The organism is Pseudoalteromonas sp. Ld20 (assembly GCF_045064175.1).
Classification (GTDB): Bacteria; Pseudomonadota; Gammaproteobacteria; order Enterobacterales; family Alteromonadaceae; genus Pseudoalteromonas; species Pseudoalteromonas neustonica.
Window position 1 is genome coordinate 1 of record NZ_JBISHB010000004.1, and the last position, 25,199, is coordinate 25,199.

Annotated in this window: 19 protein-coding genes and 1 pseudogene; 12 read left to right on the forward strand and 8 right to left on the reverse strand. The window is 40.1% G+C overall.

What is annotated here, in order from left to right; genetic code table 11:
• Positions 1 to 106, forward strand: a pseudogene (locus tag ACJJVX_RS00035) (elongation factor Tu); the annotation flags it as partial.
• A 713-nt stretch (positions 107 to 819) separates the two neighbouring features.
• Here ACJJVX_RS00035 and ACJJVX_RS00040 read toward each other — a convergent pair.
• Positions 820 to 2,892 carry a TonB-dependent receptor gene (locus ACJJVX_RS00040; RefSeq protein WP_405629436.1) on the reverse strand — a complete coding sequence of 691 codons (2,073 nt, stop codon included), beginning with the start codon at positions 2,890 to 2,892 and terminating at the stop codon, positions 820 to 822.
• 267 nt (positions 2,893 to 3,159) lie between these two features.
• On the opposite strand from ACJJVX_RS00040, the gene ACJJVX_RS00045 reads away from it, so the two are divergent.
• The 5 genes from ACJJVX_RS00045 (at position 3,160) to ACJJVX_RS00065 (ending at position 9,726) form a co-directional block, all read left to right on the forward strand.
• Entirely contained in the window at positions 3,160 to 3,960 is an 801-nt protein-coding gene (locus ACJJVX_RS00045; RefSeq protein ID WP_054204955.1) for a VOC family protein, read from the forward strand.
• A gap of 441 nt (positions 3,961 to 4,401) precedes the next feature.
• Positions 4,402 to 5,067: an SDR family oxidoreductase gene (locus ACJJVX_RS00050; protein ID WP_405629439.1), complete on the forward strand. Its 666-nt coding sequence runs from the start codon at positions 4,402 to 4,404 to the stop codon at positions 5,065 to 5,067.
• 116 nt (positions 5,068 to 5,183) lie between these two features.
• Complete coding sequence (locus ACJJVX_RS00055) at positions 5,184 to 5,546, forward strand: hypothetical protein (protein WP_054204937.1); 363 nt, start codon at positions 5,184 to 5,186, stop codon at positions 5,544 to 5,546.
• A 3-nt stretch (positions 5,547 to 5,549) separates the two neighbouring features.
• Positions 5,550 to 7,883, forward strand: coding sequence for a fatty acid cis/trans isomerase (locus tag ACJJVX_RS00060; protein WP_054204936.1), 2,334 nt, complete (start codon positions 5,550 to 5,552; stop codon positions 7,881 to 7,883).
• 112 nt (positions 7,884 to 7,995) lie between these two features.
• A complete protein-coding gene (locus tag ACJJVX_RS00065) occupies positions 7,996 to 9,726 on the forward strand; it encodes a response regulator (RefSeq protein WP_405629442.1) in 1,731 nt (576 codons plus the stop codon).
• A 21-nt stretch (positions 9,727 to 9,747) separates the two neighbouring features.
• On the opposite strand, the gene ACJJVX_RS00070 is transcribed toward ACJJVX_RS00065, so the two are convergent.
• Entirely contained in the window at positions 9,748 to 10,365 is a 618-nt protein-coding gene (locus ACJJVX_RS00070; RefSeq protein WP_054455799.1) for a hypothetical protein, read from the reverse strand.
• 145 nt (positions 10,366 to 10,510) lie between these two features.
• Between ACJJVX_RS00070 and ACJJVX_RS00075 the strand changes: the two genes are divergently transcribed.
• On the forward strand, positions 10,511 to 10,681 hold the full coding sequence (locus tag ACJJVX_RS00075; protein WP_082379027.1) for an ATP-binding cassette domain-containing protein: 171 nt from the start codon (positions 10,511 to 10,513) through the stop codon (positions 10,679 to 10,681).
• Positions 10,682 to 11,182: 501 nt separating this feature from the next.
• Entirely contained in the window at positions 11,183 to 11,455 is a 273-nt protein-coding gene (locus ACJJVX_RS00080; protein ID WP_405629444.1) for a hypothetical protein, read from the forward strand.
• Between the two features lie 508 nt (positions 11,456 to 11,963).
• Here ACJJVX_RS00080 and ACJJVX_RS00085 read toward each other — a convergent pair.
• From ACJJVX_RS00085 to ACJJVX_RS00110, 6 genes are read right to left on the reverse strand one after another with little or no spacing between them, the layout of a single operon-like run.
• The gene (locus ACJJVX_RS00085) at positions 11,964 to 12,842 is read right to left on the reverse strand and encodes a TraB/GumN family protein (RefSeq protein ID WP_405629446.1); all 879 of its coding nucleotides are present in this window, start codon (positions 12,840 to 12,842) and stop codon (positions 11,964 to 11,966) included.
• A gap of 46 nt (positions 12,843 to 12,888) precedes the next feature.
• A complete protein-coding gene (locus ACJJVX_RS00090; RefSeq protein ID WP_405629449.1) occupies positions 12,889 to 14,322 on the reverse strand; it encodes a sensor histidine kinase in 1,434 nt (477 codons plus the stop codon).
• Complete coding sequence (locus ACJJVX_RS00095; RefSeq protein WP_054204930.1) at positions 14,303 to 14,977, reverse strand: response regulator transcription factor; 675 nt, start codon at positions 14,975 to 14,977, stop codon at positions 14,303 to 14,305. The genes ACJJVX_RS00090 and ACJJVX_RS00095 overlap by 20 nt, the downstream gene beginning before the upstream one ends.
• Positions 14,978 to 15,034: 57 nt before the next feature.
• Positions 15,035 to 16,984, reverse strand: coding sequence for an LTA synthase family protein (locus tag ACJJVX_RS00100; RefSeq protein WP_054204929.1), 1,950 nt, complete (start codon positions 16,982 to 16,984; stop codon positions 15,035 to 15,037).
• Positions 16,975 to 17,346 (reverse strand): diacylglycerol kinase, encoded by a 372-nt coding sequence (locus tag ACJJVX_RS00105; RefSeq protein ID WP_054204928.1) that lies wholly within the window; start codon positions 17,344 to 17,346, stop codon positions 16,975 to 16,977. Before ACJJVX_RS00105 ends, ACJJVX_RS00100 begins: the two co-directional genes overlap by 10 nt.
• Entirely contained in the window at positions 17,343 to 19,043 is a 1,701-nt protein-coding gene (locus tag ACJJVX_RS00110; protein ID WP_054204927.1) for a phosphoethanolamine transferase, read from the reverse strand. The genes ACJJVX_RS00105 and ACJJVX_RS00110 overlap by 4 nt, the downstream gene beginning before the upstream one ends.
• Positions 19,044 to 19,650: 607 nt before the next feature.
• On the opposite strand from ACJJVX_RS00110, the gene ilvG reads away from it, so the two are divergent.
• From ilvG to ilvA, 4 genes are all read left to right on the forward strand, one after another.
• Positions 19,651 to 21,300 carry an acetolactate synthase 2 catalytic subunit gene (gene ilvG, locus ACJJVX_RS00115; protein ID WP_054204926.1) on the forward strand — a complete coding sequence of 550 codons (1,650 nt, stop codon included), beginning with the start codon at positions 19,651 to 19,653 and terminating at the stop codon, positions 21,298 to 21,300.
• Entirely contained in the window at positions 21,297 to 21,539 is a 243-nt protein-coding gene (gene ilvM / locus ACJJVX_RS00120) for an acetolactate synthase 2 small subunit (protein WP_054204925.1), read from the forward strand. The genes ilvG and ilvM overlap by 4 nt, the downstream gene beginning before the upstream one ends.
• 112 nt (positions 21,540 to 21,651) lie before the next feature.
• Positions 21,652 to 23,508 (forward strand): dihydroxy-acid dehydratase, encoded by a 1,857-nt coding sequence (gene ilvD / locus ACJJVX_RS00125; RefSeq protein ID WP_054204924.1) that lies wholly within the window; start codon positions 21,652 to 21,654, stop codon positions 23,506 to 23,508.
• A gap of 2 nt (positions 23,509 to 23,510) precedes the next feature.
• Positions 23,511 to 25,061: a threonine ammonia-lyase, biosynthetic gene (gene ilvA / locus ACJJVX_RS00130; RefSeq protein ID WP_054204923.1), complete on the forward strand. Its 1,551-nt coding sequence runs from the start codon at positions 23,511 to 23,513 to the stop codon at positions 25,059 to 25,061.
• The last annotated feature ends 138 nt before the right edge of the window (positions 25,062 to 25,199 follow it).

A 25,199-nucleotide genomic window follows, 5' to 3' on the forward strand; every position in this document is an offset into this window, starting at 1 on the left:
TGTAACTCTAATCTCGCCAATCGCGATGGATGAAGGTCTTCGTTTTGCTATCCGTGAAGGTGGCCGTACTGTAGGTGCTGGTGTTGTAGCAACTATCGTAGAGTAATAATTAACGTTTAAGTTAATTATTAGAAAAGGTCACTTCGGTGACCTTTTTTAATGCCTGAAATTTACGTTATGTGAAGGTGGCGCTATTACTCTACAGTAGGTGCTTTGTAGCAACTACTGTAGAGTAATAGTTAGCCTAGCTAATTAATGCTAAAAAAACCCGAGCATAGTCTCGGGTTTTTTAATGTCTGCGATTTACGTCATGTGAAGGTGGCGCTATTACCTTAGACGTAGGCGCTTTGTAGCAACTATCGTAGAGTAATAATTAACTTAAAAGTTAATTATTAGAAAAAGGTCACTTCGGTGGCCTTTTTTAATGCCTGCGATTTGAGCTGTAAGCTTTAAGCGGTAAGTTTTAAGTCGCTCGGCGTTAACTTTATTACTGGGGTGCTTGGGTTTAATTTCACAAAATCCGAGGGAGATAAAGCGTTTATACCAATCGTGTTAAGTTAATGACCATTTATAGCGAAAGATAAATACAGTGATAACAAGGCAGAAATTTTGACATGTAGTAGTTGTTCTCGGCAATTGCTCCTGCATTGCACTACCTCCTGCATCCATGCAGTCGTACATGAAAAATTACTAACGCATTTAGGGCTTTATTTAGTCCGTTAGAATGGTTAAATATTTAAGCCGATTGGTGTTAGATTGTGATTTATTAAAAAAGAGCACCGCAGTGCTCTTTTTAATATTTAGTAGTTATGTATATGCTTAAAAACCAAGCTGCCAGTTTACGCTGATAACACGTCCAGTTCCTGAGAAGTAACGTGTTGCAGATGGATTTGTTTGACCATAATAGGTTATATAAAACTCATCAGTAAGGTTATCAATACCCACACTAAATGCGCCGAATTGCTCAGTTTGATAGTTAACAGACAAGTCTAGCGTTGTGTAACCATCAAACTCACCGCCGGTATTAAAGTCACGATCGAATAAGGTACTCACTTGCAAGCGACTATCAATATTATTTGACCATTGTTGCTGCCAATAAAAATTTAAACGTGTTGGTGAAATGTTACTGCCGCCTAAATCGCTTTCTACTTTATTATCGCCATCACCATCATATTGACCTTGCGTATCAGCAAAGCTAGTTCCAAATGTAGTGGTGTCATTTAAGTAGTACTGGGCATTAAGCTCGAAGCCTGATATTTCAGTCCGCTCACGTTTTACACTGTAAATACCATCTGCGTTAGGTTGTAAGCGGGCCCCTAATTTAGAGGTCGACTCAAAATAACTGGCTTTGAAGTTTAATAAATCATTTGAATATTCAAAACCAATTTCACGATTGTCGGAAATAACAGGTTCAAGGTTTAAAAAACTTTCTACAGATAAAGCAGGTTGGCTAATGCTACGCAGTACTCGCCCTACATCAGCCATGCTAAAGCCTTCGCTGTAACTGGCGTATAGGCGTAAATCATCAGTAACTTTATAAACCACACCAAGGTTACCCAATAACTCGTTAAAACTAGGGTCACCACCTTTTACAAACTGGCTACCGTATGAGGCTAGGGTCGTGAAGTCATTAATTTTCAACTTTCCGTATTCGTAACGTGCGCCAAGGTTAAGGGTCCAATCTTCAAATCCATCAAAGCGCAATTGCGCGAAAGGCGCTGCATTAGTAAATTTGGTTTCAGGTACCCAATTACGGCCTGTTTGTGCCAGTTCCTGATAGGTTTCATCGTTAAGTAAGTCAAGGCCAGTAACAAGATCAAAATTGCTGCCAACTAAATTATCTTTAGCATACGTGAATCGGCTACCAAATTTTTGTGATTTATTTTGCGATTGGTCAAAAAGTTCACCAATGTAATCTGGATCTTGGAAAGTCGCAAAAATACCGCCGCCATACATAGCGGCAAAGTCTTGCATAAACACTTGGACAGATAACTGACCATTTGCCAAATTATTATGGTTATAGTCAACAGTGGCTGTGGTTACACGGTTACGCGGCGTATTACCCGCAACATTACCTTTTTTAGCGCTAGTAGGGAGATTGCTAGCGGGATCACCTTTAATGGCGGCATAATTTCCCTTGCCTTCAATTTTATAGTGGTTGAGCATTGCGTGTATGCTTTGCTCATTATCTAACTGGTATTTAGCTTTAAAAAACACATCTAGGCTAGTTGAGTCTTGAGTATCACCTTGCGTGCCATCAACACCGACAAAATCACCGTGACCGTCACGATACATGCCGGTACTACGCGTTGAAATGCCCGCAACGATACTAAGATCATCTTTTTCTTGGCTAAATATATAACTCGCTTTATAACTTTGTGTATCATTTCCCCCTGCGGTTGGCGCGCTAAAGCCTGCGCTCACATGATGGTTATTTTCACCAGGTGTTTTAGTAATGATATTAATAATACCGCCGCTGGCACCCATACCTTGAATTGCATTGGCACCGCTTATCACCTCAATACGTTCTATCATCGCAGGATCAATAGTATTACCATCACGCGAACCATTTCTTAGCGGGTTTGATTGAGGTACGCCATCAATCATGTAGAGCGGTTCACGGCCACGCAATGTCTCACCAGAAGAAGTCATTTTTTGGCGACTTGGTGAAAAACTAGGTAACAAATTACCTAGAATTTGTGATAAATCTTGGGTATGCGCAAGTTGTTTTGCAATATCTTCACTGCTAATAACATTAATGGTAGCAGGAACGGTACTTACCGGTGCCGTACTACGTGTTGTTGATACTGTGATCCGTTCAATATCTGTTTGAGGATTAGCAAGTGTAGCTAAAGGCGTTAATAGAAAAGGTAAATAATATTTAAAGGTCACAATAATTCCGCTATTTGTTATGGGTAGTAAAAATCGTTCGTATTTATACATTCATTTACTTATTTTATCAATCTCGAGAATTACGCAGAAAATGAGGTGAAACCAATTTAATTCTAATGTTTCTTACTAAACTGTTGTGATTAATATAATTAATTGTGTGTTTATGTCGTGGCTATTAAAGTGGCGAAATAGGAAAGGTGATAAAAAGTTGGCAAATATAGCTTTCTCCTTTAACTTTAATATATGTATAACACGAGTGAGAAAACTATGAGCGATAAAATAACAAACCATCCACACGGTGTTTTCTGTTGGTCAGAATTGTGCACATCTGATTGGAAGAACGGTAAAGCATTTTACACTGAGCTATTTGGCTGGGGAGCAGATGATCAACCTATAGGCGACGATCTTTATTACACCATGCTACAAAAGCAAGGTGATGACGTGGCTGCAATGTACCAAATGCCTGTGGATCAAGCCCAATCAGATATACCAAGCCATTGGTTGGCGTATATAGCCGTCGATAATATTGATAGCGTGGCAGAGCAAGCAAAGTTACTCGGTGCAGAAATTATTGCTGGCCCCCATGATGTAATGGATGCTGGCCGTATGGTGCTATTAAACGAACCCGGAGGTGCGCTTTTTGCTCTTTGGCAAGGTAATCAGCATAAAGGGAGTAAGCGATTAGGTGAATTAAATACGCCATATTGGCATGAATTAGCCACTAGAAATAGTGAAAAAAGTCGCGCTTTTTATTGTCAATTATTAGGCTGGGAAAGTGAAATAACACCTATGGAAAACATGGATTATACTTTGTTTAAAGTCGATGGTAAGCCTGTAGCTGGTATGCTTGAAATGACAGACGAATGGCCTGCGGAAATTCCAGCGCACTGGATGATTTATTTAGCTGTAGATGACTGTGATAGCTATGCATTAAACGCACAGCAACTCGGAGGAGAAATATGTGTCCCACCGACAGATATTCCTGACGTTGGTCGGTTTAGTGTGATCACAGATCCGCAAGGGGCAGTGTTTTCGATTATTACCTCCACAACGGATGATATAAAGTAAAGGTAGGGTATGTTTATCTTTTGAGGTTAAATTTGCTGCTGTGTGTTTGGTTTTTAGGCAAAGCAGCGCCTATGGTGTGCTGTTTCCCATAAATAGGCGATAACGCAGCATAAATGCCAAACACGCGCTGCCCAAAGGGTTCTGACTCGGGGCTATTTACCTACATGGGGGTAAGTAAGGGGCGTGAGCAGGACGCACAAGCTTTGCTCGATTCTTACTTATTCTGACATGGATGTGAGCCAGTAGAATAACGCAGGAGCAGTTATCGAGCTCACTCGATTCCAAACCTCGCGCCGCGATTAAATCGCCCCTAGATTGAACAAATTTCAACCCCGCAGGGTAAGTAGACCCTCATCTAATTTATTAAAAAGCACCATGGTGCTTTTTTTATTTATATTTGCCCCAAAGTCTTACCTATTGATTGTTTATTGGAGCAAACGTATGACAAAGCACGTAGTAATCACAGGCGCAAACCGCGGTATAGGTCTTAATTTATGTCAGCAATATTTGGCACTCGGGTATGCAGTAACAGCCGTGGTCCGAAGCCCAACTGCCGAGCTTAAAGCTTTGGGTGTAAATGTGATCAGTAATATAGATGTTGCTAATTCAGCTGATATAGAAACGCTTGGCAACCAACTAGAGGGCCAAAAAGTTGATGTGTTGATAAATAATGCAGGTGTTTTCCACAATGAAACTCTAGCTGATATTGATTTTGATACAATTAACCAACAAATAGCGATAAATGCAGTTGCACCAATCAGAGTAACTCATGCGTTGCTTAACTGCCTTAGTGTTGATGCAAAAGTAGCGATGATAACCAGTCGTATGGGCTCAATTGCTGATAACGGCTCGGGTGGTTACATAGGTTATCGAATGTCAAAGGCTGCACTAAATGCTGCATCAGTAAGCTTGGCGCATGAATTGAAAGGCAAGAAAATTGCCGTTGGGCTATTTCATCCCGGTTTTGTACAAACACAAATGGTTAATTTTGCAGGTGATATTTCTCCTGAGGATGCAGCAGGGCGTTTAATACTGCGGATTAATGAATTAAACATAACGAATACGGGAGGCTTTTGGCACTCAAATGGTGAGACCTTGCCATGGTAAGCACCGCGCAATAACAAATAAAACTGGCTCCTTTATCGAAAGCCAGTTTTACTTTAAATAAATTATTTTTGCTATAATGCTGGCATATCAACGATTTTAGTATTTGAGAGCAGAGCATGGAACTTGAGCAAAACAGTAATTTAACCCTCCCGTTATTCCTTTTTGATGACACGTTAAATTCACGCGATTTAGAAACCCCCGACTTACTGTTAACAGTGGTATTAGACGAAACAGTATTAGCCCAGCTGTGTCAAAACCCGGGCGAAGACAGCAGTATTGGCATTAGCATTACTGATTATCAACTAGAGGCAAGCTCGCCTTTATTTTTAGACTTACTTAACCACGAACATCAAGCCCAATTAACGTTAACGCACGGTCCACTATTGAGCGCGATGCTTGATACGGATTCAGGGCAAACATTTGTATCACCGCAAATGGATATGATGCCGACGTTTGATCTTGGGGATGAGGACGAGTAAAAAATGAAGAAGTCTCTATTAGTAAGCTTTTTGGTAATAGTAATGAGTGGCTGCGCCTATTTAGGCGCTGCGCATTACGATGAAATATTTGGCCAAGAACAGATTCAACCACGAATAGTTGCACATAACACAGGCAGCGGAGCTGAATTTCTGCAGCATGTAAAACCATTATTAGATACGCGCTGCGTAGTGTGCCATGGTTGTTATGATGCGCCTTGCCAATTAAAACTTTCATCGCCAGAAGGTATTGATAGAGGCTTAAGTAAAGACCTTGTTTACGATGGCACGCGTTTATTAGCCTTGAACCCAAGTCGATTGCTTTTTGATGCAACGGATACGCAGCAGTGGCGTGAAAAAAACTTTACCCCTGTATTGAACGAGCGTGCGCAAACTGAGCAAGCCAACTTAGCGGGGAGTGTGCTGTATAATAGTTTGCTTTTAAAAATGAGCTCACCGTTACCGAAAGAAGGAGTACTAGGTAAGGAATTTGATTTTTCTCTTGATCGCAAACAGAGCTGTACGACAATGGGCGAGTTTGATCGTTTTGCAAAAGCTCAACCTCATGCTGGTATGCCTTATGGATTACCAGGGATAACGCAAACTGAATTTAAACACTTAGAAAAGTGGCTAAAAGAAGGCGGAAAAGTAGCGCATATCCCAGCGCCGGATAAAGTAGCGCTGGCGCAGGTTTTACGGTGGGAACAGTTTTTAAACCAAGATAGTTTAAAGTACCAACTGACTGCGCGTTATATTTTTGAACACTGGTATTTAGCAAATATTTACTTCAGTAAAGACGACAATAAAAGTTTTTTTAAGTTAGTGCGTTCCAGTACCCCGCCGGGTGAAGATATTAAATTGATTAGTACACGTCGCCCCTACGATGACCCTAAAGTAGATCGCGTTTATTACCGTTTAATGCACGAGCGATCAACTATTCTAGCAAAAACCCATTTACCTTTAGCATTAGATGACGCAAAGCTTGCCCGTTTATATACGCAGTTTATTGAACCTGATTATACCGTAACAGCAATGCCTAGTTATAAACCTGAGATCGCATCAAACCCGTTTAAAGTATTTGCTTTAATGCCTGTAAAATCTAAATACCAGTTTATGCTTGATGAAGCTGAACTTATTATAATGGGATTTATTAAAGGGCCTGTATGTCGTGGTCAAATAGCGTTAAATGTTATTAACGATCATTTTTGGGTCGCGTTTGCAGATCCTGATAAAGTTGCCACGCCAGAGGTTGGGCACATGCTGCTACAGCATGAAGATGCGCTTGCACTGCCTGCAGCTGAAGAAAGTAATGCATTACCAATTTCAAGTTGGGTTAAATACGCGAACCGCCAGAGTACTTACTTAGAAGCAAAGGTTAAATTAGCAAATAAAATGTTTAAAAATGGCGAACATTTAACGACCGATCTACTGTGGCGTGGTGAAAATACCAATAACAATGCTGCATTAACAATTTTTCGTCATTTCGATAGTGCGACCGTCGTTAAAGGTTTAATAGGGCAAGAACCAAAAACAATGTGGGTGCTTGATTATGCGTTATTTGAACGTATTCATTACTTGTTAGTTGCAGGCTTTGATGTATATGGAAATGTTGGTCATCAATTACTTACTCGTTTGTATATGGACTTTTTACGCCTAGAGGGAGAGCAAAACTTTCTAGCATTATTACCTAAACAACAGCGCCAAGAATTAAAAGCTAATTGGTATCGTAAATCGCCAACAAGTTTAACCAACTTCTTTAAAAGTGGCGATGAGTTTAGTCAGCCAACGGGTATTACGTACAACACAAACGATCAACAACATGAATTATATAAGCTAATTAAAAGTACCTTAAAGCCAATATTAAGCCCTCGGTTTGATTACACCCAAGTGCCAGAGCCATTACAACAATTGAACGCAATGCCGGCTAAAGCAATTAATTTATTACCACAAGTCTCATATGTTTTAGTAAAAGAAACAGATGGCGAGCATCAAGCGTATACTTTGATTCACCACAATGCACACTTTAATATATCGAGTTTATTGAATGAAGATGGACAACGTGCATTTGCCGAAGACACAATAACAATTGTGCCTGGTTTTATTGGTGATTACCCTGAAGCAATTTGGTATTTGAATAACCAAGACCAAGTGACTGAATTTGCGCAGTTACTCCCAATGATGCAAGTTGAGGCTGACTATCGCTCTTTAAAAAGCCGGTTTGGAATTCGTCGTACCAACCCTGAGTTTTGGCTGTACAGTGATATTTTGCACAAAGTAGCAAAACAATATCGAGGGATTGAATATGGACTGTTTGATTATAATCGTTTAGAGAACCGCTAATTTAAAACATTTGCGTCACTTTAAGGGGAGGCTTTAAAGTGACAATACACAGTAAAATGGTGGTTGTTTATCATTGGTAGTCTACACTTAGACAAAAAGAGATGAGCCCGCAATGTTACAGATAATTGCTAATATTCGATCACGTTACCGCTGGGCATTACTAGCGATAGCTATACTCAGTACTGCAGCCGCATTGCTGATGCAGTATTTATTTGCAATACAAAAAGATGAATCACTGGTGATTAACATTGCAGGTAAACAGCGTATGCTCTCACAAAAAATTGCTTGGTATAGCAATATAATAAATGACAGTCATAAGCTACAACAGCATCCCAAATACAAAGAGGCCCTTGAAAATGCAGTTACTGAGTTTCAACAAGGTCACCAATTTTTAACGAAACAAGATCAGCAAGGTCATTATCTTTATCTAAATACAGAGTTGGAAGATCATTATTTTTCGATGCCTGATATGCTCGCAATACAAAGTGAGCAGTATATTCTTACTGCGCAACAAATATTAAAACAGTCAGAATCGAATATTGCTAATCTGCATATTTTTAGCCTTGATGAAGCTGAATTACTACTAACTAAACTAGACGACGCAGTTACTTTGTTTGAGCAACAAACGACTCACAAAGTAGCGCTAATATCTTATTTAGAGCTCTCTTTTTGGCTACTAACATTACTGCTATTGATGATTGAATTGAAATTTATTTTTCAGCCAATGGAACGTCAAATAATCGCAACATTAAATAAATACCAACAACAAAAAAAATATGCAGAACAAATCAGCCAAAACAAGGAACGGTTCATTGCGCGTACCAGTCATGAATTTAGAACCCCATTACAAGGGTTGATGCATGCAATTGATGAGCTAGAAGTTAACACAGCGCAACAGGCTGTAAAACAACAAGCGCAATACTGCGCTAATCGCCTTATCAATATGTTAGATGAGTTACATGAAGCCCAGTTGATAAATAAAGGTTTGTGGCAACTCAAATTGTCTCGTGCGAATGTATTAGATATCTTACAGTCGGTGGTTAATTCGTATCAATTTGCTTGCACACAAAAGCAACTCGCTTTATTTATAAATTTATCGCCAGAGCTTGACTGTGATGTGGAGTTGGATCATCCCCGTTTGCAGCAATTGGTTGGCGAGTTACTGAGCAATGCGATCAAATTTACAGATAAAGGCAATATAACGGTATCTGCATCCATACATAAAATGCAGCAACTGCATTTAACAGTAAGTGATACCGGGACGGGATTTTTAGGGGATTCACCAGCGTTTTTTTTACAAAATGAGACGCAACAAAATCACTTTCAAGGCCTGCAAATGGGGCTCTCTCGCGTGCAGAATATAGTTTCGGCACAGCAAGGAGATATCGAATTTTTAAGTAACAAACCTTACGGTGCAAAAGTGCATGTGGTGTTACCTGTTAAAGTCGCAAATGCCGGTGATGAAACTCAATTACCAGTAAATTTACATTGCCTAGTTGTTGAAGATAACCCACTTAATGCAATGATATTAGGGCGTATTTTGGCAGAGTTAAATTACACTTATGACATGGCTGAAAATGGTTTAATTGCAACGGATAAAGTAACTGAATCTCAGTACGATTTAATTTTTATGGACTTAAATATGCCCGTAATGGATGGTTTTCAGGCGATTAAGGTTATTCGTCAAGAATTAAAATCGCAAGTGCCTATTATTGTCGTCACTGCAAATACCTCAACCGCTGATTTAGAGAAGACCTATGAATTAGGCGTCAATAATCATGTATATAAACCGATTAATGCTGAGTATATTAAAAAAGCCCTTATTGAAGCTGTTAAGGGCTAAACTATTTATTTGCTGACAAGGTTAGCGAGTGATTTTAATATCACCTACGCCCACTTCAACATTAATAGAATATTGACCATTACCACGGTATAGTGTTTCAGAACTTACCATTTTACGGGTATGCTGAGCATCATTTTTCATGTTAGATACACGCGTGTCGCCCACACCACTATCAAGTTCAATACGTTTGTAATCATCAAGTTCGCTGCGAATACGCACCGCACCAACACCTACGTCAATATCGGCTGAGTTAGCAAAATCATTGACTTCAATATCGCCCACGCCAAGCTCTAAATCAATAGCCATGCTCGTTGGTAAACTAACAACCCACTTTTGTTGGATGTCGTCATTATCTACATTTAGGCTTAATTTATTGGCGTTTTGTTGATGATCTAACGTGATACTTTCAAGATCAATCTCAGATTTGAATCCGTTATTGTTTTTAGCTTTAAACTCTATCGATACTTTAACATTAGAGCCTTGGTGAGTCGTCAGTTCTAAACTGCCAACAGGGACATTAATATCCAACTGCTGTTGCCCTGAAATATTAAATGTTTGCTCAATATGTGGCTCAGCATGAGCAAAAACGCTGGTTGTTAATAGTGCGCTGGCGGCTGTGAAAAGTAAAAAATTGTTCATAGTATTGCTCATTATTAGTTGGTTTATAAGTTAGACGCAGTGACGTTTAAAAAGGTTTAAAAAGGTTTAAATTAATTTTTACCATCAGTAGTTATCTTTATCAAAGTCATGTATTTTCAGGTTAAATAACGTAGAGGATCATTTAGTGCAATCAATTCAACTGCAAAATATTACAGCTCGGTTAGGCGCTGAAGAGCGAGATGGTTACCTGCTGAAAGATATAAGCTGGCAAGTAAACAGTGGTGAACATTGGGTATTATTAGGTGGTAATGGCGCCGGAAAATCCGCAATTACAGCAACTCTATTATTTTACTAGCAAAGAAAAGGTTCTAGATGCTAGGCATTAGGAAAAGCCAAAGCTACTCGGCATTAAATTTACAGGCATAAGTCGTATCGCTTGGTTTCCTTCCAAACCAAGCAATGAGGGAAATACACTTACTTCTCAATCAATAAAAATAAACTGGCTTAAAGTATATGGATAGTAAACAGTTACATAATTTGTTATTAATGAGTAATGTATATAAGGGTACGCGCCTTTTGTCTAAAAGAGAAAGGGTCTTTGATTGAATTGTTAGATATATCACATGGAGCTACTATGGATGCAATGACTTGGGGGTTTGCTGGTATGCTTGTAGGGGTTACAGCAAGTATTGCTACTACCGCGATGACAAATTAGATTACATATAAAACTTCAAGAAACACCAAAATTCAAGATCGAGAAGAACGTGCAAGAGTATTCCAAAGAGAAACGTTACTTGAATTACAAATTGAAATTCGAAAATATATTCTCACCTGTTCTCGCTCATATCGATCAAAAATGAACATTTACGACTTAACTTGTGAATGGAAAGAGCATATTCCTGAAAATTTAGATGAACAATTATTTGAGTTGAATTCAAAAAAATCAATTTTAATTCAGCGTGTATCAAACGACAAACTACGCAATAAATTAGATGAACTACAAACAGCAGCAACCAAGTGTAATAGGTCTAAAAATGAATGCGATGCTGAAACACATTATGTTGCTTATTCAGATATTTATGAAAAGTTGCATGAACAATTAGGCTATGAATTGAGAGGTTTATACTAGTCAGAATGCCTAATAGATATAAGCCTTAACCAGTCGATAGGCGCTAGTAGTCTTTTTGGCCGCTTTATACAATGATGGTCAATTCTAAATCAATAAACAAATTCGTTCACTTCCTCTAAAGCGCAGCGCCTATTAATCTTTTTGAAAATAATTGCTTAAATTTTTTTGCATAAAGAGGAAAGAATGCTCATCCGGTAGGTCGTCATTTATGGCGACAGTTTTTAGTTATTGTATTTTACGCGCTAAAGCACGACCTACGCCAATCCCTGACTTTTAGTTACCTAACATACTAACTTAGGTTTTACCTCTTAAGCGCAGCGCCTATTAATCTTTTTGAAAATAATTCGCTTAATTTTTTTTGCGCAAAGAGGAAAGAATGAGAAGTAAGTGAGGGTAATTTAGCGCTTATTATTGGTATGTTTAAATGTGTAATCAAATCGGTATTGAAGTTAAAGCAGCCCGCTTGGCTATTAATAACCAAGCGGCTGGATTGTTTATCCGTGGTTGCTTACAGTCGAGTGACGGTAAAACCGTGATCTTTAAATTGCTTTAATAAACCGTGTTGCTCTGGTAAATGCAGTGCGCCGACTGCAATGAATAGCTTTTCTTTACCAATACGAGGAGTGAGTTCCTTCACCCAGTTGTTGTTGCGCTCAATGAGCATGACCTGTTCACTGATTTCGCCGTAGCTGCTGTCATCAAAGCTTTCATTGTAATACTTGGTTAACGTTGTCATATCGCCATTTTTCCACGCATTTACTAAGGTAATAAAGTAAGTTTCAACATCAGCGAGTTGCTCAAATGTTTCTTCAATCATTTCATTGCTTAATAAAGACATGTGATTAAACATTTCCATTTGATACTCAAGGGTTTCTAGCTCACCAATAGCAATGCCATTGCTTTTAGAGTAAGCAAGTACTTGCTTATCAATGCCATTTTGATCTGAGAATCCAGCATTTTGAAATTCAATTTGCATCATAGTGACCATAACGGCCCACGGTGCTAAGTTGTTAAACATTGCAATATCAATCGACTTTTTGGCGAAGTATTCTTTGAGCTTTTTGTAGTTATGTTCAGAGAGCTCTGACTGTAGTGTTTTACCATTTTTAAGCATCATAAAAGGCATTGAACGGCGCTGCATTTCGATTGGGCTAATAGCGCTGATATCAACTTCTACAATTACTTTTTCGCTGGCATCAATTGCTTTGATAACTTTTTTAGGAAGTCCTTTCATGGAGGTATCACCTACATGCACGGTGCCAAAAAGGTAAGAGTTAATGCCGTTTTTTTCTATTTTCCAAAGGCCAGGCTCACTATGGCTGGCAAAACTGGCACACAGTAAAAGAGATAAAATAAAGTAGCTGCTAATACGCTGTGTAAAATTCATAATTGTCCTTATTGTTTAGGTATGCGTTCATCTTAAACCAATATGTTTAATTGGGTAATATTAAAATTAGGGCTAAGCGGGAGTCTGGTTTATTTTCTGCTTTGATAGTAAATTTATTAAGTGTACAAATGCTTTTAACTATCGCTAATCCTAAGCCATGGCGTTGGTTATTTGTTCTTGAACTATCAAGTTGGTACAAGGGATCAAAAATAGCTTCCAGCTGCTGAGCCGTTAAAGGTGTTACCAAGGTATTACATAAGGTGATTGTTGTATTATCAGGTGATTGCTCAACGTGTAAGTTGATAGGATCAGTGGTTAAGCCATAGAATAAGGCATTATCGAGTAAATTTAATAAAATAGTATGCAAACAAAACCGATCAGCGACAACGCGAGCTGTCGGTACAACTGTAAGATTTAAACGCTGCTTAATGTTTGGGTGTTTAAAATTTAATTCGTTACAGGTTTGTTGAATAAAATCAGCCAGAGTGATGATTTCTTTGGTTAGCTCTATCGAACTGCTTCCAGCGCGTTGTAATAACAATAAGTTATTTACAATGGCTTTCATTCGCACCGAAATCGCCAGTATATCACTGGTATAAGTGGCGCTAATTCGTTCATCGTTAGGATAACGCAGTGCGACTTCAGATAAGCTTATTAATTCAGCAATAGGTGTTTTTAACTCGTGGGCTATATCGCTTGTGAGGCGTTTTTCATTTTGATACAGCTGCTGGTTGGTGGTAATAAATTTATTGAGCTCGTTACGTATCGGCTCAATTTCCTCTACAGGAAAATCACTTTTTATTGTTTGTGATGCACCGGTAATATCCAATAACTTAATTTGTTCATTTAAGTTATTTAGCGGATAAAGCCCTCGACTTACAATGCGCGTGACTAAATAGCGCACCCCAAAAACAGCAATAATACAGGTGAGTACAAACACCACATCAATAATAATCAGTACTTTATTTAAAGCGGCGGTAGGCGCTGCAATCGTTAATGTCATTGTCATAAAGTGATTATTATCTTGGGGGAGATCGTCATCTTTTTGAGCAATAAAATGGCTGATCATGGCGCGACCGCTTTCACCATTAGGTAATACGTAATCAATAATTTTAAACTCGTTGATTGGAATGTCTAAATTAGGCAGTTCAACGGATGGGTATAACGCTAATGAATCTGATTTTTCAAAAGTACGTTGCTCATGCCATAGTTGATAAAACTCTGTGGCATTAGCTTGTTCGTATTCAGACATAAACTCACCTGCAAAATCAAACTCTAGTATGCCGTTATCGTCCTCAACCAATGTTTTTAAATAGTTCGATTTATTTGAAAGAGATTGATTAAATTGATCTTCAACCCAGCCATCAACGCTTAAATCCACGGTTAAAAAAATAGTGACTAAAATAACGGATATAACCGCACTGATATTATTTACGAGTTTACGTTTAATTGAATGAATTTTAATTTTCTGAGGCGACATAGCCAAATCCACGTTTATTTTTTATTGGTAGTTCGCCGCCTAATAGACGCACTTTTTTACGAACGGCTGAAATATGCGCCTCTAGCGCGTTTTTTGAGAGCATATCAAATTGCCCAACGACGGCTTCGCTGATCATTTCAAGCCCAAGGACTCTGTCTTTTGCGCTAAATAAACACTCGATAATTTTGTATTCATTACGAGTGATATTGACTGACTGCTGCTGATAATTAAACGTTTTTAAACTCAAGTCTAATACGCAGTCACCAACACGTAATGTATTTTGTTGGCTTTGTAGTTGCCCTCTACGTGACAACGCAAGCACTCGAGCATGCAGCTCTTCAAACGAGAATGGCTTAGTGAGGTAATCATCAGCGCCTTTCATTAAGCCATTTATTTTATCGTGCGCTTCACTGCGTGCTGAGAGAATTAATACCCGTGTTTGGCTGGGCGTACTCCTTAGCGCTTGTAATATGCTCATACCATCAACACTGGGTAGCATTAAATCGAGTATGATTAAGTCATAATCACTTGATAGCGCCATACTCAAACCTTCAGAGCCATCGCCGCTTTCATCCACGGTAAAGCCTAAATTGTTTAGCCCCACGAGAAGGCTGCGCCTTAGCGGCTCTGAATCTTCGATTATTAGTATTTTCATGCTGTTAGCTTTTATAAAACATAATCTTTAGCTTTTAACTGTAGCAAGCTGCTTAAATTAATGATACCAACCTTTTTGGTAGGCAAGGTTGCCTAAATTAGCGTGAGCTAACGCTTGTTTGACCATTATTGGATCATTGCTAGTCGGCACCAGTTTATTTTGTGTGTAAGTGTACGTTGTAGCTGGTTTTTGTGGTTGTAATATGACGACTTTATTGCCTTGCATATAAGCAAAGTTTTTATCGTACTGCATTATCGCGCGATGTTTATCTGAGTGCATTGTTTGCGATAGGTCATGACCTATCATTGGGTGTTCGCCACTGGCACCAATAAGTGATAACAGTGTCACTGGGATATCTAATTGACTTGCTAGCTGGTGGTCGCGTTTAGCGGTAATGCCATTACCAAAAATAACAGCAGGAATACGAAAGTGATCGATAGGCACAAGGCTTGCGCCAGAAACACGTGAGTCATGATCAGCAATAACAATAAAGATGGTATCTTCCCAGTAGCGTGATTTTTTTGCCTTTTCAATAAAAGTGCCTAATGCGTAATCTGCATATTTAGCGGCATTATTGCGAGTTTGCTTTTGGTTATCGTATAAAGTGATTTTACCATCAGGAAATTCATAAGGGCTGTGGTTTGAGCTTGAAAAAATTAAACTAAAAAATGGCTTATTCTGTTGCTGCAATTTATTTAATTCTATATCGGCTTGGTTAAATAGATCTTCATCTGAGGCACCCCACGAGCCATTAAAGTCAATATTAGCAAAGTCATCACTATCAATAATCTGCTTAAAACCATTACCTAAAAAGAAGCTTTGCATATTATCGAAATGACTTTCACCGCCGTAAATAAACTGTGTGTGGTAATCCCGCTTGGCAAGAAAATCAGCGATAGTGAAAAAGTCTCGTTGTGATTTATCTAATTTGACAACGGCACGTGAAGGGGTTGGCACAAAGCCGGTGATCACAGCTTCAATGCCTCTGACGGAACGAGTGCCAGTGGCGTACAAATTATCAAACCCCCAACCTTGTTGATAGAGCGCGTCAATATTTGGTGTCAGTGGTAAGCCACCTAATGTCCCCACGTAACGTGCACCTAAACTTTCTTGTAAAATGATCACCAAATTCTTTGCTTTGCCTTGGTTGCTAGCGCTATGAAAGGTTTTTGTTGGTGCTGTTGTATCGTTAAATAATGCAGATTCGTTTTGCATTGCTGCTCTGACTAAATTGAGTAACTCTGGTTCAGGTATTGTGCCGTAGTAATCTTGGCTGGATTTTTCATTGCCTAATTGTTTAATTGCAAAGGCGACGCTATACAGTGAGTTTAATGTCAGGTCATTTAATAAATGATCAGTGGAAAATGCGACCATCGCAGGGTTAAGTGGGCGGTGCCCTAACGAGTTTCGTGCACCTAATACAGTTAAGCACAATAAGCTTACAATTAGGAGTGTATGCGTTATAGCTGAGAGTTTACTTTGACTACGCCATTGACTTGAAAAAATTTTAGTGGCTAGCTTCACGCCTAAAACCAACACGAGTAAAGTGATAAATACTTCAATTTTATAACCTGAAAAAATCATTTTTGAGACTTCTTTAGGGTAAATGAGGTACTCAATAAATAAGCGGTTTGGACGTAAGTCGTATTCGTTAATAAAGGTTGGTGTGATCACTTCAAAAAAGATTAATAAAGCGGCCATGAATACTAAATAGTATTTAATGATAACGCGAATAACATGTTCTCTGGAGAATAAAGTACTGGCAATAATAAGTAATAATGCAGGCATTAAAATATAACTTAAGGTCGCGATATCAACCCGTAAACCACCTATAAAAATAGACATCCACGCGTGGGAGCTAAAAACTCTTTCGCCTTGCCATATGCTCAGACTAAAGCGAGCGAGTGTGAGGATACAGAGCGATAAAGCAAAAAACACCAGTAATACCCAGTATGGACCAAGACGATTTTTAAATGCTGTAAACGCGGTTTGATTAACTAAGCCCATAATAGTGCCCACCAAATTGCAGCGCAAATAAGCATGGCAATAAATACACTCGCAGAAGCGATGTCTTTGGCGAGTCCTGACAGCTCATGGTGCTCAGTCCCAATGCGATCGACTACCACTTCAACTGCGGTATTAACGAGCTCTGCAAACAACACAAATAAAAGGCTGGCAGCTAATAGTAACTTATCTGATAGCGGGATCGTTTGAAGCCATAAGTACAGTCCTAGCAGGCTAAATAGCATGAGCTCTTGGCGAAATGCGGCCTCGTGTTTACTCATCCATTTTAAGCCATTAAAAGTATGGCGTAAGGTAAATATAAGGCGCATTAGTCCGTGGCGTTTTATCACTGTTTTATTATTCATAAGATTACTTCGCTGTGATGTTTAAGTTGGGTGATTGGCTGGCAATGGGCAAGTACATCTAAATTTTGTTGGTAAGTGAGAGTGTTAATGCCGATTAAATTCACTAAGGTATGAAAAATATTGTCATGAGAAAGGCTTTGCGTTGGGTTTGCTTGCGCTATACATGTATTTGTAATGCCTTGATTTGTATGATCAGCCCAAATATAAAGAGGAACATGAGTTTGGCCGCTAGGGGCAAAGCGATATGGAAAACCATGCAGATACGCACCATTTTCACCTAGAGACTCACCATGATCAGAAATATATAAAAAGCTTTTTTCTATATTGTCAGGGAGCGCATTTAGTTGTGCGATGGCCAAGCTATTTACGTAATCGCTATAGGCAATGGTGTTGTCGTATGTATTCGTTAATTGTGTGCTAGAGCAGTTTTGAATATCACTGCGATCACAAGTGGGGGTAAATTGTTTAAATTGTTCAGGATAGCGCTGAAAATACGTAGGCCCATGTGAGCCCATCATATGCAATACAATAACGGTATTAGCGTGGCTAAGGTTTGCCAATTTGCGTCGTAAAGGTGCAATTAGCGCTTCATCGTAACAATGTGCTTGTTGACAAAAAGCAGCATTATTAGGGGTTTTAATTGCTTCATTGTTGATTGTAGTAACACGGTTGCATACCTCTTTACAGCCGCTGTTATTATCAATCCACAGTACATCTGCTCCCGCACTTTGAGCTAGGTCAAGTATATTTTGTTGGTTGTCAGTGTCGCGACGAGAAAATGCGGCGTGTGGCTGAGCTGAAAACATGCAAGGAACAGACACTGCGGTAGCTGTACCACACGAAGCCACATTATTAAAATAATGCACGCCCAACGGTTGCGTATATTGATTAGTATTACGAGGGTAGCCTTGGTAGCTAAAATTTTCAGCGCGGGCTGTCTCGCCTACCATAATCACGGTAACGCGTGTTTGGCTTGGTTTAACTAATAGTGGATTGGTATCAAGTTGTTTAAATGGCATATCTTTGTATAGCCATTGATCACGGATATATTTATAGCTACTCGTTAAATATTGAAATGGAATGAGCTCTTTTTTCAGAATCCGATTATTACGCCCAGTTGCAGCGTAATCAGCATAAAAATTAACGACCACAAGTGCGATGAGCACTAAGCAGCCGGCAACTAGCTTGCTACGACTGAGTAGCTCTTGATGTGGGCGATTGAAGTTAATTTTCACTTTATTCAAAACAAATAGCGGTATGGCGCAAAACAACATTAAAAAGCCAATGAGCTGGGTATTTAAGTAGCTCATTGCTTCTTTGCCGTCGGTTTCAAAAGTGTTTTGAATCATTGAATAATCAAACACCACGCCGTAATTAACAGAGCCATATAGCGCGGCGCTAGAAATCACTAACAGTATGTAGGCGGCGGGCTTTAGTAGCCAGCGAGTGGAAAGCAGTGAGAAAAACAGCACCAGCAAACACATTAACAAAAGTGGTACAGACAGCAGAAATAACCATGAAAATGAATTTAAAGCAGTAATTGCCGTAAATGCACCTTCTATAAAAGGTATGTTGATCACTAAACAGTAGTAACAAGCTAGCACTATAATAAATACGTTAGCGCTACAGTGAAAATAGACATGTTTATTATTGGTCGTAACTTTAAGCGAGGGTAATCTTTTAATTAAATCTAACATAGCAATACTCTGTAAACATAACCTCGCTATATTAATTAATTAGACTTAAGAAACGCTGAGGAGAAACTACTCTTTACCTGAAGACGTTGCTGCTGGTGTGGTATTTTTTCTGGTTTTTTGAATTAGACTGATTTAGTCGCTTAAAAAGAATAATTTATTGAAACAGTCACAAAAATTAATCAAACCGTTAATTGGTTATAACGGGGTATGAAATATCAATACTTTCGAATATAGGAAAAATAAATCTATTTATTGGTTTATGTTGGATTTTTATACCTTTTAAATGATGTCAATCTCTTCTTTTTGGATTGATTTTAAGGTTGACTTGAGCTGCTCATCGCGGTACTAATATAAAAAGACAGCGGGGGAATTGATACCCTTGCCTAATTCAACAAATTTTTGGTATTTATTACATGCTTACAAACGCACTAAACCTAGTCCTAATTAACGTCGTGGTGATTATTATTACCGCGGGGGCTACTTAGTGCTTTAAGAAAGTGAAGCATTGATAAAGCCCCCCGCCTTAACAGTCGGGGGGCTTTTTAGTTTCAGGGTTTAGAACAGGTTATTGAGCTTTAAAATGTCACTGAGGAATGAGGGTTATTTAATGACAGGCGCAGAGTTAACAATCGATTTATTAGCCAAACATGGCGTAAATGAAGTGTTTGGTTACCCAGGTGGAGCCATCATGCCAATTTACGATGCGTTGTACGGCGCGCCAGTGAAGCATTATTTGACTCGCCATGAGCAAGGGGCTGGTTTTGCTGCTGTCGGGTTTGCTCGCAGCACGGGTAAGTTAGGGGTTTGTTTTGCGACCTCCGGCCCTGGTGCTACTAACTTAATTACCGCCCTGGCTGATGCAATGATGGACTCGGTGCCGCTACTTGCTATCACAGGTCAAGTACCAACAGCCGCAATCGGTTCAGATGCATTCCAAGAGATAGACGTGCTGGGCATGTCACTGTCATGTACTAAACACAGTTATATGGTGGAACGCCCTGAAGATTTAGCTGAAATACTCCAAGAAGCAATGCATTTGGCACAAAGTGGCCGTCCAGGTCCGGTGTTAGTTGATATCCCTAAAGATATTCAAATGGCGCAAGTGCCATTCAAACCTTGGTTAGCAGCTGATGATTACCTTCCAGAACTAGATTTAAATCAAGTTGCTATAGCTAATCAGCTATTAAGCGAAGCAAAACGCCCCGTTGCCTATGTTGGCGGCGGTGTTCAAGCGGCGGGTGCGCAAAATGAGTTAATGCAATTTTTAAATAAAACGCAAATGCCAGCAGTATCAACCTTAAAAGCACTGGGTAGTGTATTGCCTGAGTACGAATATGAACTGGGCATGCTTGGGATGCATGGCGGGCAAGCGGCTAACTTTGCAGTACAAGAATGTGACGTGTTGGTATGCATAGGCGCACGCTTTGATGACCGTGTGACGGGTAATTTAGGTAAATTTGCAGCCAAAGCAAAAGTAATCCATTTAGATATCGATGCCGCTGAAGTGGGTAAGCGTAAACCCGCTAGAGCGTCATTAATTGCAGATTTAAAAACATCATTACCGCAACTTGAGTGTTTTGTGACTGAGCAAGCATGGCGTGATCACACTAAAGCAATGAGCATTGAGCATGCATGGCGTTATGACTACCCAGGCGATAAAGTATTCGCCCCGTATTTACTTAACCAACTTAGTAAGCGTATGCCAAAAACAGGTGTGGTGTGTTGCGATGTGGGTCAGCACCAAATGTGGGTGGCGCAGCATATGAAATTTAGTCATCCAAGTAACCATTTAAGCAGTGGTGGCGCGGGTACAATGGGCTTTGGTTTGCCCGCCGCCATAGGCGCGCAAGTAGCGCGTCCAGATGACTTTGTAATCACGGTATCTGGCGATGGTTCTATCATGATGAACATTCAAGAGCTTGCGACTATCCGCCGTAACAATTTACCTGTAAAAATACTCATACTTGATAACCAACGTTTGGGGATGGTTCGTCAATGGCAAGAGCTGTTTTTTGAAGGGCGCTACAGCGAAACCGATTTATCAGACAATCCGGATTTTGTGCAACTGGCTGCTGTATTTGGTATCCCAGGGCAAACAATTACCCACGCAAATCAAGTTGATGATGCTATTAGCGCGCTAATAAGCAGTAAAGGTCCTTATATTGTTCATGCCTGTATTGATGATAAAGAAAATGTATGGCCATTGGTTCCACCAGGTGCTGCAAATGATGAAATGATGACGGAGAGTGCAAAATGAAACACAGTTTAACCGTATCTTTAAAGAGTCAAAGTATCGCTGTTGAACGCTTTTTACGCGTTGTGCGTCATCGTGGCTTTGATTTAACCCATTTTCAACTCAATATGGATGATGGCCAATACCATGTCGCAATGACAGTCGACAGTGATAAACCTATTTATTTATTAACCACGCAGCTTAATAAGCTGGTGGATGTTAAAAATGTGACATTGGAAAATTTACAACAACAAGCAATGTAACTTGTTATAAAAAATCAACAGCGTTAATAGGCATGTGCTAATTAACAATAAAAATTTAAGAATGAGGAAGTCAGCGTCCTAAATGCTGGTCGCTGCAAACACTGAGGTAACTATGGCTAAATTAAGAAGTGCAACAACTACGGAAGGACGAAAGCGCGCAGGTGCTCGTGCATTATGGCGTGCAACAGGAATGACTGACTCTGATTTCGGCAAACCGATTATCGCCGTTGTAAATTCGTTCACACAATTTGTGCCAGGTCATGTTCATCTTAACCAACTCAGTGAATTGATGGCTGAAACCATCACTCAAGCGGGTGGTGTGCCAAAAGAATTTAATACAATTGCAATTGATGATGGTATTGCGATGGGCCACGGCGGCATGCTGTACTCATTGCCTTCACGCGACTTAATTGCTGACTCAGTTGAATACATGGTTAATGGTCATTGTGCTGATGCGATGATCTGTATTTCAAACTGCGACAAAATCACTCCAGGGATGATGTTGGCAGCACTGCGTTTAAACATCCCCGTCATATTTGTCTCTGGCGGGCCAATGGAAGCAGGTAAAACTAAACTTGCGAATATTGATATTAAGCTAGATTTAGTTGATGCCATGGTCAAAGGTGCGGATCCAAGTGTAAGCGATGCAGACTCAGAGCAAGTGGAGCGCTCGGCTTGCCCTACGTGTGGTTCATGTTCAGGCATGTTTACGGCTAATTCAATGAACTGTTTACTCGAAGCAATAGGTTTAGCATTGCCTGGTAATGGTACAACGCTTGCTACTCATAAAGATCGTAAACGATTGTATGTTGAAGCGGGTGCACGCATTGTTGATTTATGCCGTGAGTATTATCAAAAAGATAACCACGATGTATTGCCTCGTGCGATTGCTAACAAAACGGCTTTTATGAATTCAATGGTTGTTGATATTGCCATGGGCGGCTCGTCAAATACCGTATTGCATTTACTTGCAGCGGCGCAAGAGGCTGGGGTTGATTTTGATATGTCGCACATTGATGAATTATCTCGTAAAACGCCATTTTTATGTAAAGTTGCGCCAGCAACTCCTGAGTACCACATTGAAGATGTGCACAGAGCGGGTGGCATGATGGCGATAGTACGTGAGCTTGGCAAAGCGGGCTTAGTAGACTTATCGGTTAATCATGTTGCTGGTATGACGATGGGTGAACTGGTTAAAAAATGGGATGCGACAGATCCTAATAATGAAGTTGCACAAAAGTTTTATCGTGCAGGCCCTGCGGGTATTCGTACTACTAAAGCAATGAGCCAAGAGTGCCGTTGGGATGAAGGGGATAATGACCGTGAACATGGTTGTATACGCAGTGTTGAACATGCATTTCGTCAAGACGGCGGCTTAGCAGTATTGTCGGGTAATTTGGCCGAAAATGGCTGTATTGTTAAAAGTGCGGGTGTGGTTGATGAAATGCTGCATTTTGAAGGCACCGCCGTGGTATATGAATCTCAAGATGATTCGGTTGACGGTATATTAAATGATGAAGTAAAAGCTGGTGACATCGTAGTAATTCGCTACGAAGGACCTAAAGGTGGCCCAGGTATGCAAGAAATGCTTTACCCAACCAGTTATTTAAAATCAAAAGGCCTCGCTGAAAAGTGTGCTTTGATCACTGATGGCCGTTTCTCTGGTGGTACATCTGGTTTATCTATTGGTCATGTTTCACCTGAAGCGGCTAGTGGCGGCGCGATAGCCTATGTTGAAAATGGTGATAAAATCATTATTGATATCGCAACCCGTGAGATCACATTAGCGATTAGTGATGAAGAGCTGCAAGCACGTAAAGAAAAGCAACTTGCGCGCGGTAAGCAAGCGTATAAACCACTGGATCGTGAGCGTTATGTATCATCTGCGTTAAAAGCGTATGCGCTGCTTGCCACTAGTGCCGATAAAGGTGCGGTGCGTGACTTAGCCAAACTGGAGGAGCTTAGCTAATTATGGTTTCTCAAGAGCTCGATTATTTTCGCGCTATAATCCAAGCGAATATGGAGCCACTGGCTAAGGTCACTGATGTAAGTGACATGGCTGAGCTTAGTACTCGCCTTGGTAATCAAGTGTGGTTAAAGCGCGAAGATCAGCAACCGGTTTATTCGTTTAAATTGCGCGGCGCGTATAACAAACTAGTAAAGTTACCAAAAGGCTCGGTAGTTATTACCGCTTCTGCGGGTAATCATGCTCAAGGTGTGGCGCTCAGTGCGTCACATTTGGGCCATCAAGCGACCATTGTAATGCCGCTTACTACACCTGAAATAAAAGTTAATGCAGTGCGCGCACTTGGCGGTGAAGTGATATTACATGGTCATCACTTTGATGCTGCAAAAGCACACGCACTGGAATTAACTGAACAACGAAATGGCGTGTTTGTCCCTCCATTTGATGATCCTGATGTTATTGTTGGACAAGGCACAGTAGCGCGAGAATTAATGCAGCAACTTAATGAATTAGATGCGGTGTTTATTCCTGTTGGCGGTGGCGGATTGCTCGCTGGTATGGCCGTTTATATTAAGTCATTACGTCCTGATATTAAGGTTATTGGCGTCGAAGCCGACGAAAGTGCGTGTTTGCAAGCGGCACTTAAAGCTGGCGAGCCCGTTGAGCTTGAGCGCGTTGGTAGCTTTGCAGACGGCGTAGCAGTAAAAATTATAGGTAAAGAAACCTTTCGTCTAGCGCAAAAATTTTGTGATGAGGTGGTAACAGTAACTGGCGATGAAATATGTGCAGCGATGCAGGACATTTTCGTATCAACCAGAGCTATTGCAGAGCCTTCAGGGGCATTAGCCACGGCAGGGCTAAAAAAGTGGTGCCAACAAACGGGGTATAAAGGCCTGCATTTAGCGGCTATATTGTCTGGCGCTAATTTGAACTTTGATCGCTTACGTTATGTTGCTGAACGCACGGCGCTTGGAGAAAAAAATGAAGCGCTATTAGCCGTTACTATCAATGAAGAAAAAGGCAGCTTTAAGCAGTTTTGCGCTTCATTGGGGGGGCGTGCCATTACAGAGTTTAATTACCGTTATGCAGGCCCGGGCGAAGCGCAAATATTTGTCGGTATTGCACTACGTCAAGGCCAGCAGGAGCTGGATGAACTCAAAGGTGATTTAGCAACTAATGGTTACCAATTTTGCGACTTATCAGATAATGAATTAGCAAAGTTACATGTGCGTTATATGGTCGGCGGTAAAGCACCGGAGCAAATGCATGAGCGTTTACTGCGCTTTGAGTTCCCTGAGTATCCCGGTGCATTGGCACGCTTTTTAGATACTTTGGGCTGTAATTGGAATATTACGTTATTTCATTATCGTAACCATGGTGGCTCTATGGGGAATGTATTGGCTGGTTTTGCAATTGAACCAAGTCAGTATGAGATATTTAACGAGCACTTAAACCGTCTTGGTTACAGTGTACAAGATGAAACACACAATCCATGTTTCACTCAGTTTTTGACTAGTCAGGCTTCAGTTAATGCAGCAAAAGCTGCCAATCACTAGCGCAACACGCCCTAGAGCACCATATAGTTTAAAAATCATGCAGCTAATTTCAGTGATATATGTAAATTAGTGATCATGGCTGTACGATTTAAATCATATTCATTGAGTCTTATTCCTCTATATCGTGCTCGAGGTCCT